The sequence below is a fragment of the Halobacillus andaensis genome (assembly GCF_014636475.1).
Classification (GTDB): Bacteria; Bacillota; Bacilli; order Bacillales; family Halobacillaceae; genus Halobacillus_A; species Halobacillus_A andaensis.
Genome location: NZ_BMEL01000002.1, coordinates 158,159 through 177,049 on the forward strand (window position 1 = coordinate 158,159; position 18,891 = coordinate 177,049).

At 44.1% G+C, this 18,891-nt stretch carries 18 protein-coding genes; 8 read left to right on the forward strand and 10 right to left on the reverse strand.

From position 1 onward, the window contains the following. Positions 1 to 90: 90 nt before the first annotated feature. Together IEV27_RS08290 and IEV27_RS08295 are read right to left on the reverse strand one after the other, a co-directional pair. On the reverse strand, positions 91 to 999 hold the full coding sequence (locus IEV27_RS08290) for a Gfo/Idh/MocA family protein (protein ID WP_188377005.1): 909 nt from the start codon (positions 997 to 999) through the stop codon (positions 91 to 93). Positions 1,000 to 1,050: 51 nt separating this feature from the next. Then, positions 1,051 to 2,331, reverse strand: a complete 1,281-nt coding sequence (locus tag IEV27_RS08295) for an MFS transporter (RefSeq protein WP_188377006.1) — start codon at positions 2,329 to 2,331, stop codon at positions 1,051 to 1,053. 111 nt (positions 2,332 to 2,442) lie between these two features. On the opposite strand from IEV27_RS08295, the gene IEV27_RS08300 reads away from it, so the two are divergent. From IEV27_RS08300 to IEV27_RS08315, 4 genes are all read left to right on the forward strand, one after another. Then, entirely contained in the window at positions 2,443 to 3,147 is a 705-nt protein-coding gene (locus IEV27_RS08300) for a histidine phosphatase family protein (protein WP_229735008.1), read from the forward strand. Positions 3,148 to 3,260: 113 nt separating this feature from the next. Continuing rightward, positions 3,261 to 3,974: a hypothetical protein gene (locus IEV27_RS08305; protein WP_188377007.1), complete on the forward strand. Its 714-nt coding sequence runs from the start codon at positions 3,261 to 3,263 to the stop codon at positions 3,972 to 3,974. A 70-nt stretch (positions 3,975 to 4,044) separates the two neighbouring features. Continuing rightward, positions 4,045 to 4,761, forward strand: a complete 717-nt coding sequence (locus tag IEV27_RS08310; protein WP_188377008.1) for a GDSL-type esterase/lipase family protein — start codon at positions 4,045 to 4,047, stop codon at positions 4,759 to 4,761. 123 nt (positions 4,762 to 4,884) lie between these two features. Further along, positions 4,885 to 5,505, forward strand: coding sequence for an NUDIX hydrolase (locus IEV27_RS08315; protein WP_188377009.1), 621 nt, complete (start codon positions 4,885 to 4,887; stop codon positions 5,503 to 5,505). A gap of 65 nt (positions 5,506 to 5,570) precedes the next feature. Here the strand turns inward: IEV27_RS08315 and IEV27_RS08320 are convergent, their stop codons facing one another. The 6 genes from IEV27_RS08320 to IEV27_RS08345 all read right to left on the reverse strand — a co-directional run bounded on the left by IEV27_RS08320 (position 5,571) and on the right by IEV27_RS08345 (position 11,984). Beyond that, positions 5,571 to 6,074 carry a hypothetical protein gene (locus IEV27_RS08320; protein WP_188377010.1) on the reverse strand — a complete coding sequence of 168 codons (504 nt, stop codon included), beginning with the start codon at positions 6,072 to 6,074 and terminating at the stop codon, positions 5,571 to 5,573. Positions 6,075 to 6,107: 33 nt separating this feature from the next. Beyond that, complete coding sequence (locus IEV27_RS08325; RefSeq protein WP_188377011.1) at positions 6,108 to 7,256, reverse strand: hypothetical protein; 1,149 nt, start codon at positions 7,254 to 7,256, stop codon at positions 6,108 to 6,110. A gap of 240 nt (positions 7,257 to 7,496) precedes the next feature. Continuing rightward, a complete protein-coding gene (locus tag IEV27_RS08330) occupies positions 7,497 to 9,440 on the reverse strand; it encodes an ABC transporter permease (protein ID WP_188377012.1) in 1,944 nt (647 codons plus the stop codon). After that, positions 9,430 to 10,191: an ABC transporter ATP-binding protein gene (locus tag IEV27_RS08335; RefSeq protein WP_188377013.1), complete on the reverse strand. Its 762-nt coding sequence runs from the start codon at positions 10,189 to 10,191 to the stop codon at positions 9,430 to 9,432. Before IEV27_RS08335 ends, IEV27_RS08330 begins: the two co-directional genes overlap by 11 nt. A gap of 99 nt (positions 10,192 to 10,290) precedes the next feature. Continuing rightward, positions 10,291 to 11,298 carry a sensor histidine kinase gene (locus IEV27_RS08340; RefSeq protein ID WP_188377014.1) on the reverse strand — a complete coding sequence of 336 codons (1,008 nt, stop codon included), beginning with the start codon at positions 11,296 to 11,298 and terminating at the stop codon, positions 10,291 to 10,293. Further along, a complete protein-coding gene (locus IEV27_RS08345) occupies positions 11,295 to 11,984 on the reverse strand; it encodes a response regulator transcription factor (RefSeq protein WP_188377015.1) in 690 nt (229 codons plus the stop codon). Before IEV27_RS08345 ends, IEV27_RS08340 begins: the two co-directional genes overlap by 4 nt. A 223-nt stretch (positions 11,985 to 12,207) precedes the next feature. On the opposite strand from IEV27_RS08345, the gene IEV27_RS08350 reads away from it, so the two are divergent. The 3 genes from IEV27_RS08350 to IEV27_RS08360 all read left to right on the forward strand — a co-directional run bounded on the left by IEV27_RS08350 (position 12,208) and on the right by IEV27_RS08360 (position 14,556). Beyond that, entirely contained in the window at positions 12,208 to 12,606 is a 399-nt protein-coding gene (locus tag IEV27_RS08350; RefSeq protein ID WP_188377016.1) for an acyl-CoA thioesterase, read from the forward strand. A 182-nt stretch (positions 12,607 to 12,788) separates the two neighbouring features. After that, complete coding sequence (locus IEV27_RS08355) at positions 12,789 to 13,499, forward strand: DUF421 domain-containing protein (RefSeq protein WP_188377017.1); 711 nt, start codon at positions 12,789 to 12,791, stop codon at positions 13,497 to 13,499. Between the two features lie 193 nt (positions 13,500 to 13,692). After that, on the forward strand, positions 13,693 to 14,556 hold the full coding sequence (locus IEV27_RS08360) for a cupin domain-containing protein (protein ID WP_188377018.1): 864 nt from the start codon (positions 13,693 to 13,695) through the stop codon (positions 14,554 to 14,556). Between the two features lie 58 nt (positions 14,557 to 14,614). Here the strand turns inward: IEV27_RS08360 and bglA are convergent, their stop codons facing one another. Together bglA and IEV27_RS08370 are read right to left on the reverse strand one after the other, a co-directional pair. Next, positions 14,615 to 16,078 (reverse strand): 6-phospho-beta-glucosidase BglA, encoded by a 1,464-nt coding sequence (gene bglA / locus IEV27_RS08365; protein WP_188377019.1) that lies wholly within the window; start codon positions 16,076 to 16,078, stop codon positions 14,615 to 14,617. 12 nt (positions 16,079 to 16,090) lie between these two features. Next, on the reverse strand, positions 16,091 to 18,004 hold the full coding sequence (locus IEV27_RS08370) for a beta-glucoside-specific PTS transporter subunit IIABC (RefSeq protein WP_188377020.1): 1,914 nt from the start codon (positions 18,002 to 18,004) through the stop codon (positions 16,091 to 16,093). A 173-nt stretch (positions 18,005 to 18,177) separates the two neighbouring features. On the opposite strand from IEV27_RS08370, the gene IEV27_RS08375 reads away from it, so the two are divergent. Next, a complete protein-coding gene (locus tag IEV27_RS08375; RefSeq protein ID WP_188377021.1) occupies positions 18,178 to 18,888 on the forward strand; it encodes a GntR family transcriptional regulator in 711 nt (236 codons plus the stop codon). The last annotated feature ends 3 nt before the right edge of the window (positions 18,889 to 18,891 follow it).

The window sequence follows — 18,891 nt, forward strand, 5'->3', positions numbered from 1 at the left end:
TCGAGATTTCAAGGGGAACGCTCATGTTCGGGATCTTTCTTTTTCCTGCAAAAAAACCTGACTCCGGCTGATGAAGCCGGGCCAGGCCTTTTAAGCTCTTGAATCTATCGATTGGACGATTTTTTCACAAATTTCGTGAGTGGTCAGCGAATCAGCCATCGAAGGATTCGGTGTCGTTTGCTGGTGCACACAATCAATAAAATGATCGATGATTTGATAGAACCCGCGCTTGTAGAGTGTAGGTTCCCAGTCCCCAAATTTAGACACATGGATCTCCTTCCCGTGATAATGGGTGGTTTCGACGAGGCTGTTGACGACATACTTGTCATGGCCTGTATGGTATTCAATGATTTCTTCAGTGACGCCGCCATTTCGATTCATGACTCCCATAGCCGTTACGCCTTCTCCAATGAGCTGGATGATCAAGTGATCGAGCTCGTCTCCATTTTTAAGGGACTGGACGTTTACGTCTTGTACAGGCGTATCCATCAAAAAGCGTAAGGTATCGACGACGTGGATAAAGTCTTCCACCACAAACCTTCTCGTGATGTCAGGAGAAGCAAATCTATTTTTCTGAATCAGAATTAAGCTGGCTTTCCCCTGGTCTTTAAGTTCGTTCACTTTAGGGATAAACCGTCTATTAAAACCAACCATCGCCACCTTTTTGCTCTCTTCGGCAAGCTGGACAATTCGTTCCGTCTCTTGAAGATTCATAGATATCGGCTTGTCTACGTAGACATGGATCCCATGGAGCAGCAGCTTTTCGGCGATTTCAAAATGGGCTTCCGTAGCCGCGCTTACAATCGCGGCATCGATATTTTTGGCCATTAAATCTTCTACGGTTTGAACTTTTTCTTCGATTCTATATTTACGTGACAACGTGTGAAGCGTCTCTGCATTTCGCGTGCAAAGCACGAGTTCAATTCCTTCTTTTTGTGAAAGAACAGGCAGATAAGCTTTTTTAGCAATATCCCCAAGTCCAATAATGCCAACTTTCATGTTCATCCCTCCACGAGTCGTTTTTAATAGCTTTAGCGTAACACAAATAGACTAGGCAGACTGGTTTTTGAACCAGATGATGAATGGTATGAGCATGACAGACAGAACCCCTCCGGCGATGGAGAGGATCGGGTAGCTCGTCAACGCTGCCACAACACCAGACAGGGCCCCTCCTGAGGCCCCAGCTAGAGCAATAAACACATCGACAGAGCCTTGCGTTTTTGCACGAGTAGACGGATGAGTGGAATCCACGAGGATCGCTGTACCGCTAATCAAGCCAAAGTTCCAACCCAGTCCAAGCAGAGCGAGAGCGATCGTCAGGACGACCATGGAATCAGCAGGGGCGCCAGCAGACAGAAGCCCGGCTGCTAGTAATGTGAGGCCAGAAGCGACAGCCATGGCGAAGCGTCCAATTTTATCAACGAGCACCCCCGTCACGAGAGAGGGAAGGTACATCGCACCAATATGAACGCCTATGATCAGGCCAATGTCGTTTAGACTATGACCATGGTGTCCCATATGGACAGGCGTCATGGTCATAATCGCCACCATAACGATCTGGCTTATGATCATGACCAACGCACCTATAACAACGCCACGTTTGTTTGTAGGAAGCGACGTGTCTTCATCGGAAGCATCACTTTCTGCTGCATGGGCAACAGCCTGTGCAACGATATAAGGATCTGGACGAAGCAAGAGCAGCAGTACAACCCCGGCAAGCGTATAAGCGGCAGCCGCCAAAATAAACGGGCCGGCTAAGGAGGGGATTCCAATCGAAGTCGCAAAAGACCCCATGACCCCGACCAAATTTGGTCCTGCTACGGCTCCAAACGTTGTCGCGACCATCGCAATGCTGACTGCGGTTGCTCGCTGCTTTGTATTGGCCAAATCCGTTCCTGCATAGCGAGCTTGTAAGTTTGTGGCTGTACCTGCCCCATAGATGAACAGGCAGGCAAAAAGTAGGGGAACGTTCGTCGTGATGGCTGCGATGACTACCCCGACCGCTCCAATGCCACCTCCAAAGAACCCCGCTGCTAGTCCGGCCCGGCGTCCGAATCTCTGCGAAAGCCGTCCTACTACTAATGCAGCTCCAGCCGAACCAAGCGTAAACAAGGCCACAGGAACGCCAGCATAACTATCGGTCCCAAGCATATCCTGAGCAAGAAGGGCGCCGACGGTAATTCCTGCGGCAAGTCCTGCCCCGCCAAAAATTTGGGCAATGACAACGATCACCAATGTTCTTCGGTAGAGGCGGCGTTGTTTTTCGGTGGAATTCACGTAACTATGCAGCCAGGCAGGGTGTTTTTCTGTTGAAGATTTATGCAGCCTCACTCGTTTCACTTCCTAGTCTTCTATTTTTCTACTACCTACTAGTTTAGTTTTTTTGCATAGGAATTACGAGCCACGCTGCTTGCATGGTCAAAAATAATGGAGGAGAATCCAATGTGTAACCAACAGATGTCGAGATATCACGAGGTTCAAGCGAAGCGTTGGAAAGAGGGGAAGATGTGGCACCCTCCATATTCCCTATACTATTACTCGTGCTATATGCATGAAATCCACCATCGAATGTTAGCCGACCATTACGACGCATTGGCTCGAGGTGAAAGGCGGCAGAATCTATTAAACTCCTTAAAAGAGGGCGGATATATATTGTATGCCCGGCATGCAGAAGCCACGATGGGAGAAGACCAGCCAACGATTGATCTTGAAGATTGTACCACCCAAAGAAACCTTTCCGACAGGGGGAGGCAGCAGGCGGTGATGTACGGAGAAACATTGCGCAGGCTCGGGATTCCCATCGATGAGCCGATTTTGGCCAGCCCTTTTTGCCGAACAAAAGAAACAGCTGGCTTAGCGTTTGGAGAACCCAATGTAGAAGTCGATCCTTTCTGGATTAACATTTACAATTTAAGCAGTGATCTCCCTTTAGAGGAGGAAGGTCGTATTTTGACAGAATTAACGACGATATTGGAAAGCCCTCCGCCTGAAGGAACGAATACGCTTATTATCGCCCATGGTTTTCCCGGCGGAGTCGGACTCGGTGAAATGTCAAACATGGGGACAGTAGTGGTCAAACCGATGGGGCGAGGGAACGGATATGATATGCTTACCTACCTATCTTTAGATGAATGGGAACGTTTGTAGAACGGATTTTATGATAAAATGGGCAGCAAGAAATAGCTTACTATTGAAAAAGGATCAGGAAGTCCATCGCCTGATCTTTTTTATTTTTGCGGTCTAGAAGCGAGGAGGATTCCATGAGAAAGTTATTATCAACCCTTGCCGTATTGCTTTCTTTAATAGCTGCCATCGCTGTAACGGCAGGGGTTTTCATAGGAATAGTAGTCATTCAGGAAAAGTTATTCGTACCTGGGGATCACTTGATGTGGATCTTTAAATACCCTTTCTCACGATTTGTTCTAATCTATCAATTGTTGCTTATGGTTGGGGTCTTTTATGTTCTTAATAAAAAAATGAAAAGAAAATTAGGAGTGACACCTTCTCATCCAAATCATAGTTTTTTACATAAAAATCGGAGGCTTATGCTATCCATATTTATCTTTTTGAATCTCGCTTTATTTTATATTCTTATTTCTGCAGTGACCGTCATCAAAGAGGATGAGATAAGGAACTATTCGTACTTGTCGCCGCAGGGGGAGGATTATCGGTACGAAGATGTTGTGAAAGTTGAAGCGGGGGTTTATGGCGATCGATTCTACCTGCCGTTCACCCATGATCAAGGGGATTTCTACTATGTTATCGAATTACCAGACGGTTCGAAAGTTGATCTAACGGAAGTTGGAGGCGTAAAAGGTCAGGAAGATGAACGATTCGTAATAGAAGACATCGACAGGGAGCTGGTGGATAAGGGAGTCCCTAAAGACACGAGCTTGAGAAACTTTGAATATACGAAAGATCATCTAGCAAAAAAGTATACAGACAGCATCCATCGTATATTAGAAAATAAATAGTAGTATTTATGTCACGCCTTTGATATGATAGATTTGATCGTTATAACGAATGAACGGAGATGGAAAGCAAATGAAAATGATGAAAAAGTTTACTGTTATTGTACTTGTTTTCACATTATTTGCATCAATGCCGTTAACTGCTTTTGCCAAAGGACCTGTGAAGAAGGAAGTCGATTATGTCGCGCTTGGGGATTCGTTAGCTGCTGGAGTCACGCCTTTTAGGGGATTGGGTGAAGGATACCCGGATTATCTTGTGGAACGTATGGAACAGTCTCAATACACAGTGGATGACGCTAACTTTGCTTTTCCTGGTCATAATTCTGATCAATTGTTAAGTGTGCTCAATAGAGATGATGTACAGGATGAAATTAAAGAAGCAGAGTATGTAACGATTAATATTGGAGCCAATGATTTGCTGAAGGCTCTCAATAACCCTTCTGAAATCCAGACAACTTTTGTCAATCTAGCTGCCAATTTACAAACGACTTTACAAACGATTGACGAGTTAAATCCAGGAGCTGATGTTTATCTCATGGGGTATTACAATCCGTTTCCCTATTCTTCAGAAGAACAACAAGCAGCTTTATTACCATTACTTCATCAATTAAATAACCTTATCGAAAATACCGCCTACAACAATGGCGATACTTATGTTCCTACAGAGAAAATAATTGCAAAAGACTATGAAGCGTACCTGCCTAATCCATCAAACATCCACTTAAGTGAAGCAGGCTATCAAGCCGTAGCCAAAGAATTTTGGAAGAAGCTCGATAAAAGTAAAAATTAACGTTCAAAAGTGGACCAGCTGCTGGTTCACTTTTTTCATTCTGACAAAAGCTATATTCTGTAAAGACTGGATGCTTCCACGTATAATAGAAGCATGACTAGTGGGAAAGAAAAGGGTGAATGTATGAAGAGAGAAGCCATTCAACGTAAAATGGAAAATCGACCTCCTTCTGTCATTGGAGAGAAGTATTTAACGAGTTATTCCATCCTCCTGCCTCTGATTGAAAAAGAAGGCGAGCTTCATTTACTGTTTGAGGTGCGCTCGCTTCAGATGAGAAGGCAGCCAGGGGAAATTTGTTTTCCTGGAGGCAAAGTGGACCGCCAGGATAAACAGGTGATGGACGCTGCGGTAAGAGAAGCCAAAGAGGAACTCGGCATTACAGGACACGAAATCGAGGAAGTGTATCCTTTTGATTATATGGTTTCCCCTTTTGGTATGATCGTCAATACGTATGTTGGGTTTTTAAACTGTTCCGAGGAGCGGATCCTGCCCAATCCAGCAGAGGTAGAAGAAGTGTTTACGGTTCCTTTGTCTTTTTTCAAGGAGAATGATCCGGACGTCCATTTCGTAAACTTTGACGTAAAGCCGGATGAAGGTTTTCCTTATGACCTGATTGCCAACGGCCGTGATTACGAATGGCAGACACGAAAAATGGAAGAGTACTTTTATAAATACGACGGTAAAGTGATCTGGGGCCTCACTGCAAGGGTGTTGTATGCCTTTATCGAGTCGCTGCAAGAATAAAATGTTTCACGTGAAACATTTTGGATAGTTAAACCTCCAATACCGTGCAGGTACTGGAGGTTTTCTCACTTTTCAAAAGGGTAAGCTACTTTTTCCTCTTCTTCCGTAAGAACTTCTAATCCTTCTAAGTTTGATGGATCTTCATCCGTTACAAAATAGAATGGAAGGTTAGGCTGATCAAATTGATCATTGTACTTACTAAGCGATTGTTCGACTGACACTTGGTCGGTGGCTTCAGCGTTTTTATAGCCCCATAACAGATGATAGTCTTCAATAGGTAAGTACTCGGACACAATGTAATTCGTTTCCCCGCTATCCTTTTTCAAGGTTGAGCTTTTTTCCTCCATCCATCCTCTCCATCCCTTTCTCAGGATATGAAGGTGAAAGCTTTCGCCGTTGTCGCTTAAGTAAAGAGTATAAGAATCATCAATCTTTTCATGATGAAAAATGTCACTATTGTATTTGTTTTCTACTACCTCTTCTGCGTTAAAGTTGTAGGCAGCGATTACGCCGACCACTAAAATGATGACGATTATACTAGAGAGCAGGATTTTACGTTTAGTAGTCAAAGAACCATCCTCTTATTGTTGGTAAGGGTGAAATTAATTAGAAACTTTAATACAGCCAGAATCCCAGCTTGATTTCCAAGAATACACATTTCCGGAAACATAACTCCGTACATCAACGCCGCCTCTTACATCATAACCATAACATGAATTGGATGTACCGCCCATCATGGCTATGTAAAAATCAGCAATCGCTCCCTTGTTGCCGGAATTGGAAATAGTTCCTTCCCAGCCCATGTCCATCGTACTTAAGTTAGGTGAATAGTACGTATAGGTTGTTCCGGAATTTTTCTTTACAGAATAGTTGGCACTGCTAGTAGATAGTCCAACAGAGACGCCAAGGTATGAATATCCTACTGATAGAGAAGTATTTGTAGAGCTTTTCGGGTACACATCTTCGGCAGACAATCCATAGCCGGATGAATATTGGCTCGGATTAAAGTAAAAATAGGAATCTAGAACCTTATAGCTTGAATCAAGGCTCTCACTAATACCGACTCTCATTTTATATTTGCTGTAGTTAGAATCCTTTGGTTTTGAGGTAGACCCTACAAAATGTAAATAAACATTGTTGCTGTAATGAGAGTTTAATAGGTTTGGATCATAAGTATTATCTTGGTCGTAACCTAACGAACCGAGTTCATCTGAATTTGGAGCAGAATTTCTCTCGTCAAAGTCTTTTTCCTCTTTTACAGCCGCTTTGCGTCTTTCTTCATTCTCTTCTTTAATTTCCTGTTCTGAATCCGCATCTTCTCCAACTGTGAAATACACGCTGTTCTCATCGGAACCCTTAATGGAGCCAGTAGCCAGGGATTGCTCTTGATGAATGTTTATCTTGCCGTGGAATGTCTCCGTATCATTGCCAATACGTTTTTCATAAACCACGTCACCTACGAAAAAACCTTGCTCATCCAGGGTTAATTCATCGAACTCGAAATGATACCTTTCCTCTCGATCATTATTTATTTTGATAAAGCCTTTCCCGTTAACTAAAGCATCATCTTCTACATCACTTTGATTTAATAGAAAAGCGGCATCATGAAAGTTCGATACTTCTTCATCATAAGAAACTCCATCTGTTTTTTCCATGATTAGTGGGAATTCTTGCTGAGCTAGAGCCGTATGTAGGGGGATAGCCAGAAAAAATAAAATAGATACAGCGACTGTCTTTATGAAGTTTTTCAAATAAACTCCTCCTTATTATGAATATTTAGAGACTATTCTAACAAATAAAAAGGATTATTTTACCTTTTTTGCAACTTTCCCAACAGGCGGGTATTAAACTGCTTTAACAGCTTCGGTAAGAGGGGAGGTTGCTTAAGTTTAGGAACGTTACTAAATAAAAGAAAGTGAGTTCTAACAAATAATCGTCGTAGCGGAATTCAAAAAGCCTCTGCTCCTTGTTTAAGGAGCAGAAGCCTTTGATTATAACGCTTCTCTAATCACTTTTTTATAGTACAGCACAGACAGGATTCCAAAGATCGAATACAGTGCGGTATACACACCCATCACGATAAACATCGGCGTCCAAATCTCCGTTCCAAAGAAGAACCAACCCGATTGAACGGCAAAATAACTGTGGATCAGGCCTATAATAAGCGGGATGCCAAAGTTAAACAATTGCTTGATTTGAATCCCTTTGACTAAATCATGACGCGTATATCCGAGCTTACGCAAAATCGTATAGTTCGGCTGCTCTTCATCTCCCTCATCCATCTGCTTAAAGTAAAGGATGCAGCCGGAGGTAATGAGGAACGTTAACCCAAGAAACCCGACGATGAACATAATCAGCCCCATATTCTGTTTTTGAAACTGAGTGGACGCATACTGAGAGTCGTTGCCGGCTTGCTCGCTCAGCTCCGTGCTCTGGAACAGCTCATCAGCTTCCTCGATCGATGCACCTTCCTCTAACGTTAATCCGACAAATAAGTTGGAGCGGCCCTGCAGTTCCGGATCGGCTTGACTTTCGATCCGTTTAAACACGCTGTCATCGACGATGGCTGTCGGAAGACCGTAAGTGAAAATGGAGGGCAGCACATCAATTTTTGAGATCCCCGTATACTTCTGATCAATTTCTTCATCGCCATTTTTAATTTTAATCTCTCCTGAGTCAGCCAGTTTCATCAACTGATTCATGGCATCATTATAGCCGGCGAATTGTGTTTCTTTTTCACTAACGTCGATCTCTTCCACGCTTTCATCACTGACGATCGCCATTGTTGTCCAGCTTCCGTCAAAATTTAAATCTTCCATGGCAGCCCCGACAATATCCTCAATATAAACGTTGGCTCTTACTAACTCAGTCGTCTGCTTACTGTACTCGATTCCTTGTTCAGAAAGGGCTTCGCCGAATTCATCTGCATCTTCCGCACTGATGAAGGTGAAGTCATCAGGGGACTGCCCCTCAGCTGTTTTTTCAGCAGAATAGTAAGAAATGTAGCTTAAAGATAACAGCCCAATGGCCAACGCTGAAACGGTCGTAATTATGGTAAGCAGCAGCGCGTTTGATTTCATACGGAACATGATGGAGGAAAGCGACAGCACTTCATTTACATTCAAGTAGCCGCCTTTATTTTTCCTTATCACGTTTGAGATAAAACGTACCGATCCTTTATAGAAAAAATACGTTCCAATAATTACAGAGGCAAGAATGAAGATCATCGCTGCAAATAAACTGTTGATGGACACAAAGTCTCCATCAAAAAGTTTGGAAGAAACATAATAGCCTGTGACAATCAAACCCATGCCGAGAACACCCATTACGATTTCCATGATCGATAGCTTTTTCACACGGCTTTCCGTCGTTTGTTTCACGTGAAACAATGAAAGAATTGTCTGCCGTTTAATGAATACGTAATTTAACAGCATAATCAGGACGTAAACACCGCCGAACACGAGCAGTGTTTGAACGAGTGCTTCGGTGGAGAAATTCAGCGAAGCTACATCCTCCACGCCGGTAATTTTAAATACAATCATTGTCATTAATTTTGAAATCGAAAATCCTAATGCGATTCCGATCACCAGGGAGCCGAAGTACAAAATCAAATTCTCAGCACTTAACATATAAAAAATCCGCTGCTTCGTCATCCCGATCAGCTGAAGCAGACCAATTTCCTTGCTGCGGCGTTTAATAAACAGTTTATTAGCATACACCAGAAAAACGGCGACAATTGATACGAGCAGAATGGAAGACGCACGCAATGCAGCCGCACCACGAACTGTTCCCGTCGCCTCATCCATGGAAGGGTCATACTGCAGCGTCACAAAAGAAAAATAGAGAGCCACGCTGAAGATGAGCGCAAACACGTACAAATAATAGTTGGCGAGGTTCTTTTTCATATTACGAAAAATTAACTGATTAAAGCTCATACTGCACCCCGCCTAATACACCCTGAGTTTTCATGATGTCTTTCAGGAAGGTTTGGCGTGACTGCTCCCCTTTATTAAGCTGCGTGTAAATGTGTCCGTCCTTAATAAAAACGACGCGGCTGCTGTAGCTCGCAGCGACAGGGTCATGAGACACCATCACAATCGTAGCTTCCCGTTTATCATTTAAATCACTTATTTTTCTAAGCAGATTGGAAGCTGCCTTCGAATCAAGCGCCCCCGTCGGTTCATCGGCAAAAATAATGCTGGGATCATGAATGAACGCCCGCGCCGCTGACGTACGCTGCTTCTGCCCGCCGGAAATTTCATTCGGGTATTTATCAGCAATATCCTCAATCCCAAGCTCAGCTGCCACCGCCTGAAACTTCTCATTCGCTTCCTTTTTTGAAGCCTTCGTAATGGAGAGCGGCAGCAGAATGTTCTCCTTCACCGTCAACGTATCGAGCAGATTGTACTCCTGAAAAATAAACCCGAGATGATGCTTGCGAAATTCCGCCAGCTGTTTCTCCTTCTGACCCGTCAATTCCTTCCCTTCAATCGCAATCGTTCCCTCACTGACCCGGTCGATCGAAGAAAGCACATTAAGCAGCGTCGTTTTTCCAGAACCAGACGCCCCCATAATCGTGACAAACTCACCCTTTTCAATGCTCACATCAATCCCCTTTAACACCTCCTGCTTCGTAAACTTGTTCCCATAGCTTTTATGAATTTTACTAGCCTCTAGAATATTCATTCACGTACCCCCGTTCACTTGATAATTCCATTGTATAAGCTCTCGCCATCAGAGTCCTTTCATTGATCGAACAAAAAAGAAAAGCGAGTGACACTTTTGTCACACGCCTTGAATCTCGATGAACTCGTTCGCTTTTGGGAAGGTGAGGGTGAAGGTTGAGCCATGTCCAAGCTTCGATTGAACGTCTATACTGATCCGTAAGGGGGACGCTGCCTTTCTCGCTAAGTACAGACCCATACCCGTCGCGGCCTTATTTTCATGCTGACTGGTGGAAGTGAAGCCTTTATCAAAGATGCGGGGCAGGTCACGGGAATCAATGCCGCGTCCATGGTCACTGATGCTCAGGGTAGTCTGCCCGTTCTGCTCGCTGCTTGTAATGGTAATCTCAGACCCGTCTTTACTGTATTTCACAGCATTGGTCAGCAGCTGACGGATGATAAATCCGAGCCACTTGGCATCACTGAGGACGGTAACAGCTGCGACATCAACGTCAAAGCCGATGCCTTTTTGCATACACCACGATCGCAGCATATTGATTTCGCTGAAAAGAAGAGGCTCCACTTCTACTTTTTCTACATATAGATCATTTTCAATGAACGGCATCCGCTTCTGGTGAAGCTGTTGATCCAGGAGTAAATGGACTCTCAGCCACTCATGCGTCAATTGCGTTTGAAGCTGGCGGTCCTCGATCCGGTCTATGATTAAGTGCATCGCGGTAAGCGGCGTTTTGACTTCGTGAATCCAAGCGAGCAAGTCGTCTTTTTCCTGTTCCATTTGCGCATGAAGGGAAGAAGAGGTCTGTTGTAATGTCTCAATGGGCTCGGTAATGTTTTTTTCAACGATAGCTTCGAACGGCCGGTTTGCCTCGGGCAGACTCGTCACGTCTAAGTCTTGCTCGCGTTCCTCAAGCTCCTTGAAAAAATGGATTTCACGGTGATAGCGAATGACGAAAAATATAAAGAAAATAACGGAGGAGAGGAAGATATAATACCCGATCGATGACAGCGGAACCGCTGGGTCAAGGTAGGCGATGAGCAAGGCGAGCAGCTGCAAGACGACAAAGAGAAGGATCCAGCTGCGGCGTTCCTTTATAAATACTCGAATCATCGGCTCACCTGATCAATCGCTATGTAACCCTGCCCGACTTTCGTTTCAATCGCATTGCCAAGCGTAAGTTCTGCTAACTTTTTACGAAGACGATTAACGTTTACGGTCAGCGTATTGTCACTGACAAATCGATGATCATCCCATAGTCGGTTCATCAAATCCTCCCGGCTGACGATCTGATTTTTCCGTTCGATTAACAGGCGCAAAATAAACATTTCATTCTTCGTCAGCTCGATCTCCCCTTGGTCATTTGTCACACGGCTGCGTTCAAAATCAATGGTTGCCCCAAGCCACGTCTTTAACTCCGGCGCTTCCGCACTATAGTTATACACCCGGCGAAGAAGGGCCTGGATTTTTGCAATTAAGACTTCAAAATGGAACGGTTTTTGGATAAAATCATCCGCGCCTAAGTTCATCGACATCACCATATCTGTGGGGTGATCGCGTGAAGAGAGGAAAATAATCGGCACATTGGAATGCTGCCGAATCATCCGGCACCAGTGGAAGCCATCAAACTTCGGAAGCTGAATATCGATAATGACGAGGTCAGGCTGAGCTTCTGTGAACGTATCCATTACTTTATGGAAATCATCGATGCCGACGACCTCGTACTCCCATTGGGAAAGGCGTTCTTTTATTTCAGTAAACAGAGACGTGTCATCTTCAATGAGCAAAATATTAAACAACGGAATCACCACGCTTTCTATGGAAATTATAGCAAATTTATGGTGGATACGCGGGGAAGATTTCGCCGCGATTTTTTGAGATTGGCCGCGTTTTTACAAAAATAGCCGCGAAAATTACGATTTACCCGCGAATTTTCTCATTTCGCCGCGAATTTCCCCAACTGAAAAATAGTTGACGCTGTCCCCCCGCCCTTTTACAATCAAGTGAAAAAGGAATGAGCCTATGTATAAAACCGTCATTGAACCGCGTGTCTCTGAAACCGATGGGGTGGGGCACATTAACAATACGGTCGTCCCTGTCTGGCTTGAAGCGGGGCGTAATCCATTGTTCAAGCTTTTCACCCCCGACGACAATTTCCACCATTGGAAGATGATTATTATCAATATGAATATTGATTTTAAAAGCCAAATTTACTTTGGCACGAATGTTGAGATTTGCACGTGGGTGGAGAAGGTCGGCAATTCGAGCCTCAAGCTGTATGAAGAGGTGTGGCAGAGCGATACGCTATGCGCTACAGGACACACCACATACGTAAATTTCAACGTAGAAAAGCAGGTGTCCGAGCGGATTCCAGACGATATACGCAGTGAGTTAGAAAATCATCTGTATGAGGAACACTAAAGGAGAGGAGCTGTCTTCGCGTGGAGACAGCTCTTTTTTGCGTATCGTATCGCGATACGATACAGTCTGAATCACATATCGCCCGGCGATACGTAAGCGATGTATGCCGATCCTTAACTTAAATAACTGCATGAAATCTTCCCTTCCGCAAAAGCTATGCAAAAGGAAATGGAGGGAAATCTATGGCTGAGCATATAGAAGTAATTTTACGATCGATCGGAGCTTTTGTTCTTTTATTAATAGGCGCTCGGATTTTAGGTAAACAAACGCTCTCTCAGATGACCATTTTTGACTTCATAGCCGCTATTTCCCTTGGTTCTATTGCAGCCAATTTAGCATTTAACCTATCGATTAAGAGCCACCATATCGGTTTATCTTTTATAATATTTGTGGCAGTCGCTTATTTTATTGCTTTCGTTTCCTTGAAAAATCGAAAGGCCAGGAAGTTTTTCGCCGGCGATCCAACGATCATCATTCAAAACGGGAAGATTCTCGAACATAATATGAAGAAAATGCGGTACACGTTAGATTATTTAAATCAACAATTACGGGAGAAAGACGTTTTTACTATTGAAGAAGTCCTTTTTGCCTTAATCGAGACGAATGGATCGTTAACTGTATTAAAGAAGCCACAGTTTAGAAGTGTGACCAAACAGGATATCGCTGCATTACTAACCCCTGAACAAAGGCTTCCGATCGAGCTTATTATGGATGGGGAGATTATCGAGAAGAATTTAACAGAAAACGAGCTGTCTCATTCTTGGCTGAACGCGGAACTGGCTAAACGTCAAGTCAGCATAAAGGAAGTGGTTTATGCGGTGTTAGCAGCGAACGGCAATGTTTACGTCGATACATATAATGACCATATTACATCTCCCATTGATCAAGAATAGGACTATGGCGATCATTGATTATTGAAAAAACTCTGCCTTTCTTTTGACCCGCCCCCTAGCTGAGAGGTTCAGCATTAGGGTCCACCAGCCTCTTTTCTGAGCGGCTTTTTTGTAACGAGTCCCTTACGAAATACGTACATTCCTCCGCGTCATGCATAGGATAATTTTATAAATTTGTAAAGGACTGAGCGATATGTACAATAGGCCTAATTTCTCCTCTCCCCCTTATCACGCAAACACGGAGAGAAACAGCACTCAAATAGCGGATATCATACTTTCGGCCATTAAAAAAGAAGCGGCTTCTATTGATTTTTACCATCGATTAGCAAATGCAGCTCCCACTCCTCATCATAAGCACGATCTGATGGAAGCGGCAGCAAGTAAGCAGTATTTTGTCCAGCAATTAACGGATGAATATGTAAGGCAGACGGGAAGTCAGCCTGACTACGACATCGAGCAGTTAACGTTTGAAACGTTTAGAGACGGATTGCAGAAAGCTTATGCTGCAGAACAATCGGCTTATGAAAGAGACCGGCAAAGCTATGTACTTACCCAGCATCTCCCGGTTCGAGATGTGTTTTGGAACGCTTGTCATCATGGAGCCGCACTTGCGGAACGTTTGAGACAAATGGGCGATGACGAGGAAAGTATGGAATTAAAGGATTACGGAAGAGGTCCACTTGTCATCGATATTGATGCTGCCTCAAAAGAGAATGACACGTTCCGTACAGCTTTATGGACGGGAAAGCATTTACAGGTAACGCTGATGAGTATTGAACCAGGGAGTGATATCGGCTTAGAAGTGCATCCTGATGTGGATCAGTTTTTGCGGATTGAAGAAGGGGAAGGCTTTGTACAAATGGGGCCTCGTGAGAATCAGTTAGATTTCGAAGCGGAGGTTGAAGATGATTTTGCCATTATGGTTCCAGCAGGGATGTGGCATAATTTAACCAATACTGGAGATACGCCGCTGAAGCTGTACACGATTTATGCGCCGCCTGAGCATCCATTCGGCACGGTTCATGAAACGAAAGAGGATGCGATGGAAGCAGAATAACAGATTCATACAAATAAACCCGAATAAGAACGGTCCTTATTCGGGTTTGTTTTTTTATTTAAATGTTTATGTGGTGTTTATAGGATAATTTTTCACCGTTCGTTTCAATGACCTGCTTATACCAGTCAAAAGAATCTTTCTTAGACCGCTTCATCGTGCCGTTTCCTTCATTATCGCGGTTGACATGAATCATGCCGTAGCGTTTTTTCATTTCACCGGTTGTAAAAGACACGATATCAATAATGCCCCACGGTGTGTAGCCCATTAAATCGACTCCGTCGTACGTGACGGCTTTTTCCACAGCTTCAATGTGAGACTTTAAATATTCGATTCTTGCTTTATCGTGGATCGAACCGTCTTCTTCTACTGTATCGACAGCACCAAATCCATTTTCGACGATGAATAAAGGAATCTGATAGCGGTCGTAGAAGCGGTTGAGTGTATAGCGCAGCCCCGTTGGATCAATCGCCCAGCCCCAGTCGCTTGATTTAATGTACGGGTTTTCGACTCCATTTGGCAGGCCGCCGTTGACGATATCACCGCTGTTATCTTGTTCTACGTCACTTTTAACCGTCGTGGACATGTAATAGCTGAAGCCTAGATAATCAACCGTTCCGTTACGTAAAATTTCTTCGTCGCCTTCTTCAAATGGAACGTGATAGCCTTCACGCTCAAATTCTTTTAACGCATAGCTCGGATAATATCCGCGTACGTGCACATCAGGGAAGAAGTAGCGCTGCCTCATCATTTCTTCAGCCAGCATGACATCTTCTGGGTTAGAAGAATAAGGGTAGATCGGAACGTGAGAAACCATGGCGCCGATTTCGAAGTCTGGATTGATTTCCTTTCCTTTCGCAACGGCTAAGGCACTGGCCAGTAATTCGTGGTGGCCGGCCTGGTACATAATTTCCTTTGCGTTTTCTCCTTCTTTTACAGTAACTCCGGAATTTGTCCATAGAAAAATCGGGTTGTTGACGTCCATTTTGTTGTTAATTTCATTAAACGTCATCCAGTATTTCACTTTGTCTTTGTAGCGGTTGAAGCAGACTTCTGCGAATTTAGCGAAATAGTCGACTACTTTTCGGCTGCGGAACCCGCCGTATTCTCTGGCTAAGTGGAGCGGCATTTCAAAGTGAGAGAGGGTAATTACAGGCTCGATGCCATGCTTTAATAATTCGTCAAACACATCATCATAGAATTGCAGCCCTTCCTCGTTCGGCTCCGCTTCGTCCCCTTTCGGAAAAATACGGGTCCACCCAATGGAGGTACGCAGGCATTTCAATCCCATTTCAGCAAATAACGCGATGTCCTCCTTATAATGATGGTAAAAATCAATGGCTTCATGGTTTGGATAAAACTCATCTTCCTCAATATTTTCGGTGATTTTTCTAGGAACGCCATGCTCTCCTGCGGTCATAACGTCAACGACGCTCGGTCCTTTGCCGCCTTCGTTCCATCCGCCTTCGAATTGGTGAGCAGCTAAAGCCCCGCCCCATAGAAAATCTTTTGGCATTTGTGTCATGTTTCTTCCTCCTTATTTTACGACTGTCATTAGTTTTTGATTGAATATGCTTTGCTTAAGGTCTTCAATGATCACTTCTTCGTAAGCCCCGGCATTCGTAACGATGACCGGAGTGATCGTTTCGAGCCCATGTCCCCGAATGGCTTCTTCATCAAATTCAACAAGGATTTCTCCCTTTTTAAACACAGCCTCGTCTTCTACATGTAAGTTAAAAGGACTTCCGTCGAGTTTGACTGTATCGATTCCTATGTGCACGAGTAACTCAACTCCAGTCTCTGAACGTAACCCGATCGCATGCTTGGTAGGTGCGATCATGACGACGGTGCCATCAAATGGAGCATAAAGTTTATTTTCCGTCGGCTGAATCGCGACTCCTTTACCCATCGCTCCTGAACTGAATACTTCATCGGGCACCTCTGAAAGCGGAATGACGTTACCGCTGAACGGAGCATCCACGACTTCTTCATTCACTTTTGCATCATCTACAGCCGCAGCAGTCTCGCCAGCCTGTCCTTGTTCCTCAACTAACGCTTCACTGCCAGCCTGTTTTGCTGTATCTTCTCCAAATCCGAAAATTTGAATGAGTACGACAGGAAGGACAATGGCGATCAGGGAGCCGATCACAATTCCCCATATTGACATCGGGTAGGCGCTGTCTATGCCGTTTACAATGGTTAATGGACCCGGCAGTCCGGCATAGGCAAAATAATACGGGTTAAAAAAGCTTGCCGTTATCGCACCGACGGCCCCTGCAATACATCCAAAAATAAACGGCTTTTTAAATCGCAGGTTGACCCCGTAAATCGCAGGTTCTGTAATCCCGAAGATCCCGGTTACTCCAGCCGATACACCGACTTTTTTCGTTTCCTGGCTTTTCGCCTTCAGGACGACCCCAAGAACGGCGCCAACCTGGGCAATAACCGCAATGGTCTGATACGCCTGGAAGGAATCGCGGCCGTACTGGTCAAAGTTAGCGAGCACCATTGGTGTAACGCCCCAGTGAACGCCGAAAATAACGAGCACCTGCCATAGCGATCCAATAATCGCTCCAGCCAGGGCTGGTGCATTTTCCGCTAAGAAATTGTAGCCGTTCGCAATCCCGTTGGCTCCTAATGTGGAAAGCGGACCGATTAATAGAATTGTTAACGGCACCATGACGACCATACAGATGAGCGGTACGAATAACGGACGTACGACTTCATTCATGTTTTTATTTAGAAACTTCTCAAGATAGGATAAGAGCCAGACTAAGAATAGCGGCGGCAGTACAGAAGAAGTGTACACCGTTTCTGATAATGCAATGCCGAGGAAAGAAATCGTTTCTCCTGAAGCAATCTGATCAGCCATTGCTGTCCACGTCGGACTGACTAAAGCTGCACTACAGGCAACCGCAATATACGTGTTGACCTTAAAATGTTTCGCTGCGGTCATTGCAATAAAAATAGGTAAGAAGGTAAAGGGCGCCCATGAAATAAAGCTCAACACTTCATAGGTCCCTGTTTCCTGAAATCCGGAAAATAACAAATTAATTAAAATCAACGAGCCCTGAAGAATACCAGCAGCCGCTAAAATGTAAATAAAGGGAGCGAAAACGGCTGACATCGTAGCAATGACACGGTTGACGATCGTCCCTTGCTTTTCACTTTGATCATCGTCCCCCATGTCCATGTTTACCAGACTGGCAAATGCTTCGTAAACCTCACCTACATGCTGACCAATGACGACCTGGAACTGACCGTTGTTCTCTACAACCGTAATAACCCCGGGTAAAGACGTCACTTGTTCCTTGGCCTGCGGTTTCGATCGCTTAAGCACGAGTCGGAGCCGCGTGGCACACCGTGATACCTTAATGATGTTCTCTTCCCCGCCGACTGCCTCTAATATGTCCCCTGCAAGCTTAGAGTAATCTCTCACTTTTTTCGCCAAATGAAACCCTCCTTTTTAATTTGAGTATTCGCTTACATTATAATTGTATCGATACAATTAATCAATACCCTAACAAAATAATTATATATGTTTAAAATGCGTGAATGAGCCCCAGGGCTGTTTATGCTATAATGCTGGTAATGTAAGGATTAAAAAGGTAAAGAGGAATGTTTATGTTAAAGTATCAGCAAATCGCAATCGACATCGAAAAATATATTGAAGAGCATAACCTTCAGCAAAGGGATAAACTGCCTGTCCTTGAAAATCTGATGGCACGATTTAACGTGAGTAAGAGCACGATTACGAAATCCCTGGATCTGTTGGAGAAAAAGGGAGTCGTATATCAAGTAAGGGGCAGCGGGATTTTTGTTCGAAGACATAACAGAGAAGGGTACATCAGTCTGTTATCAAACCAGGGATTTAAAAAGGACCTGGAAGAATTTAATGTCACATCTGAGGTGGTGGAGTTAAAGGTTTGTCAACCGACAGAAGAAGCCGCTTATAACTTGAACATCGATCAGCACCAGGAAGTTTATTATGTGAAACGCATCCGCTACATTAACGGACAGACGCTTTGTCTGGAGGAGTCGTACTATAATAAATCGTCGGTAACCTACTTAAATCGGGAGATTGCCTCGGAGTCGATCTTTCATTACATTCAAGAAGGTCTCGGATTGAAGGTCGGTTTCTCAGATATTTACCTTCACGTCGATAAACTGAATGAAGAAGAAGCCGCGTACTTAGGATTGAAAGAAGGGGATCCGAAGCTTTTCATGGAAAGCATATTTCATTTAACAAACGGGCAGCCGTTTGACTTTTCTAAAGTGACGTATAACTATAAACACTCACAGTTCTTTCTACAGGCAAATAGTCATATATTATAAAGC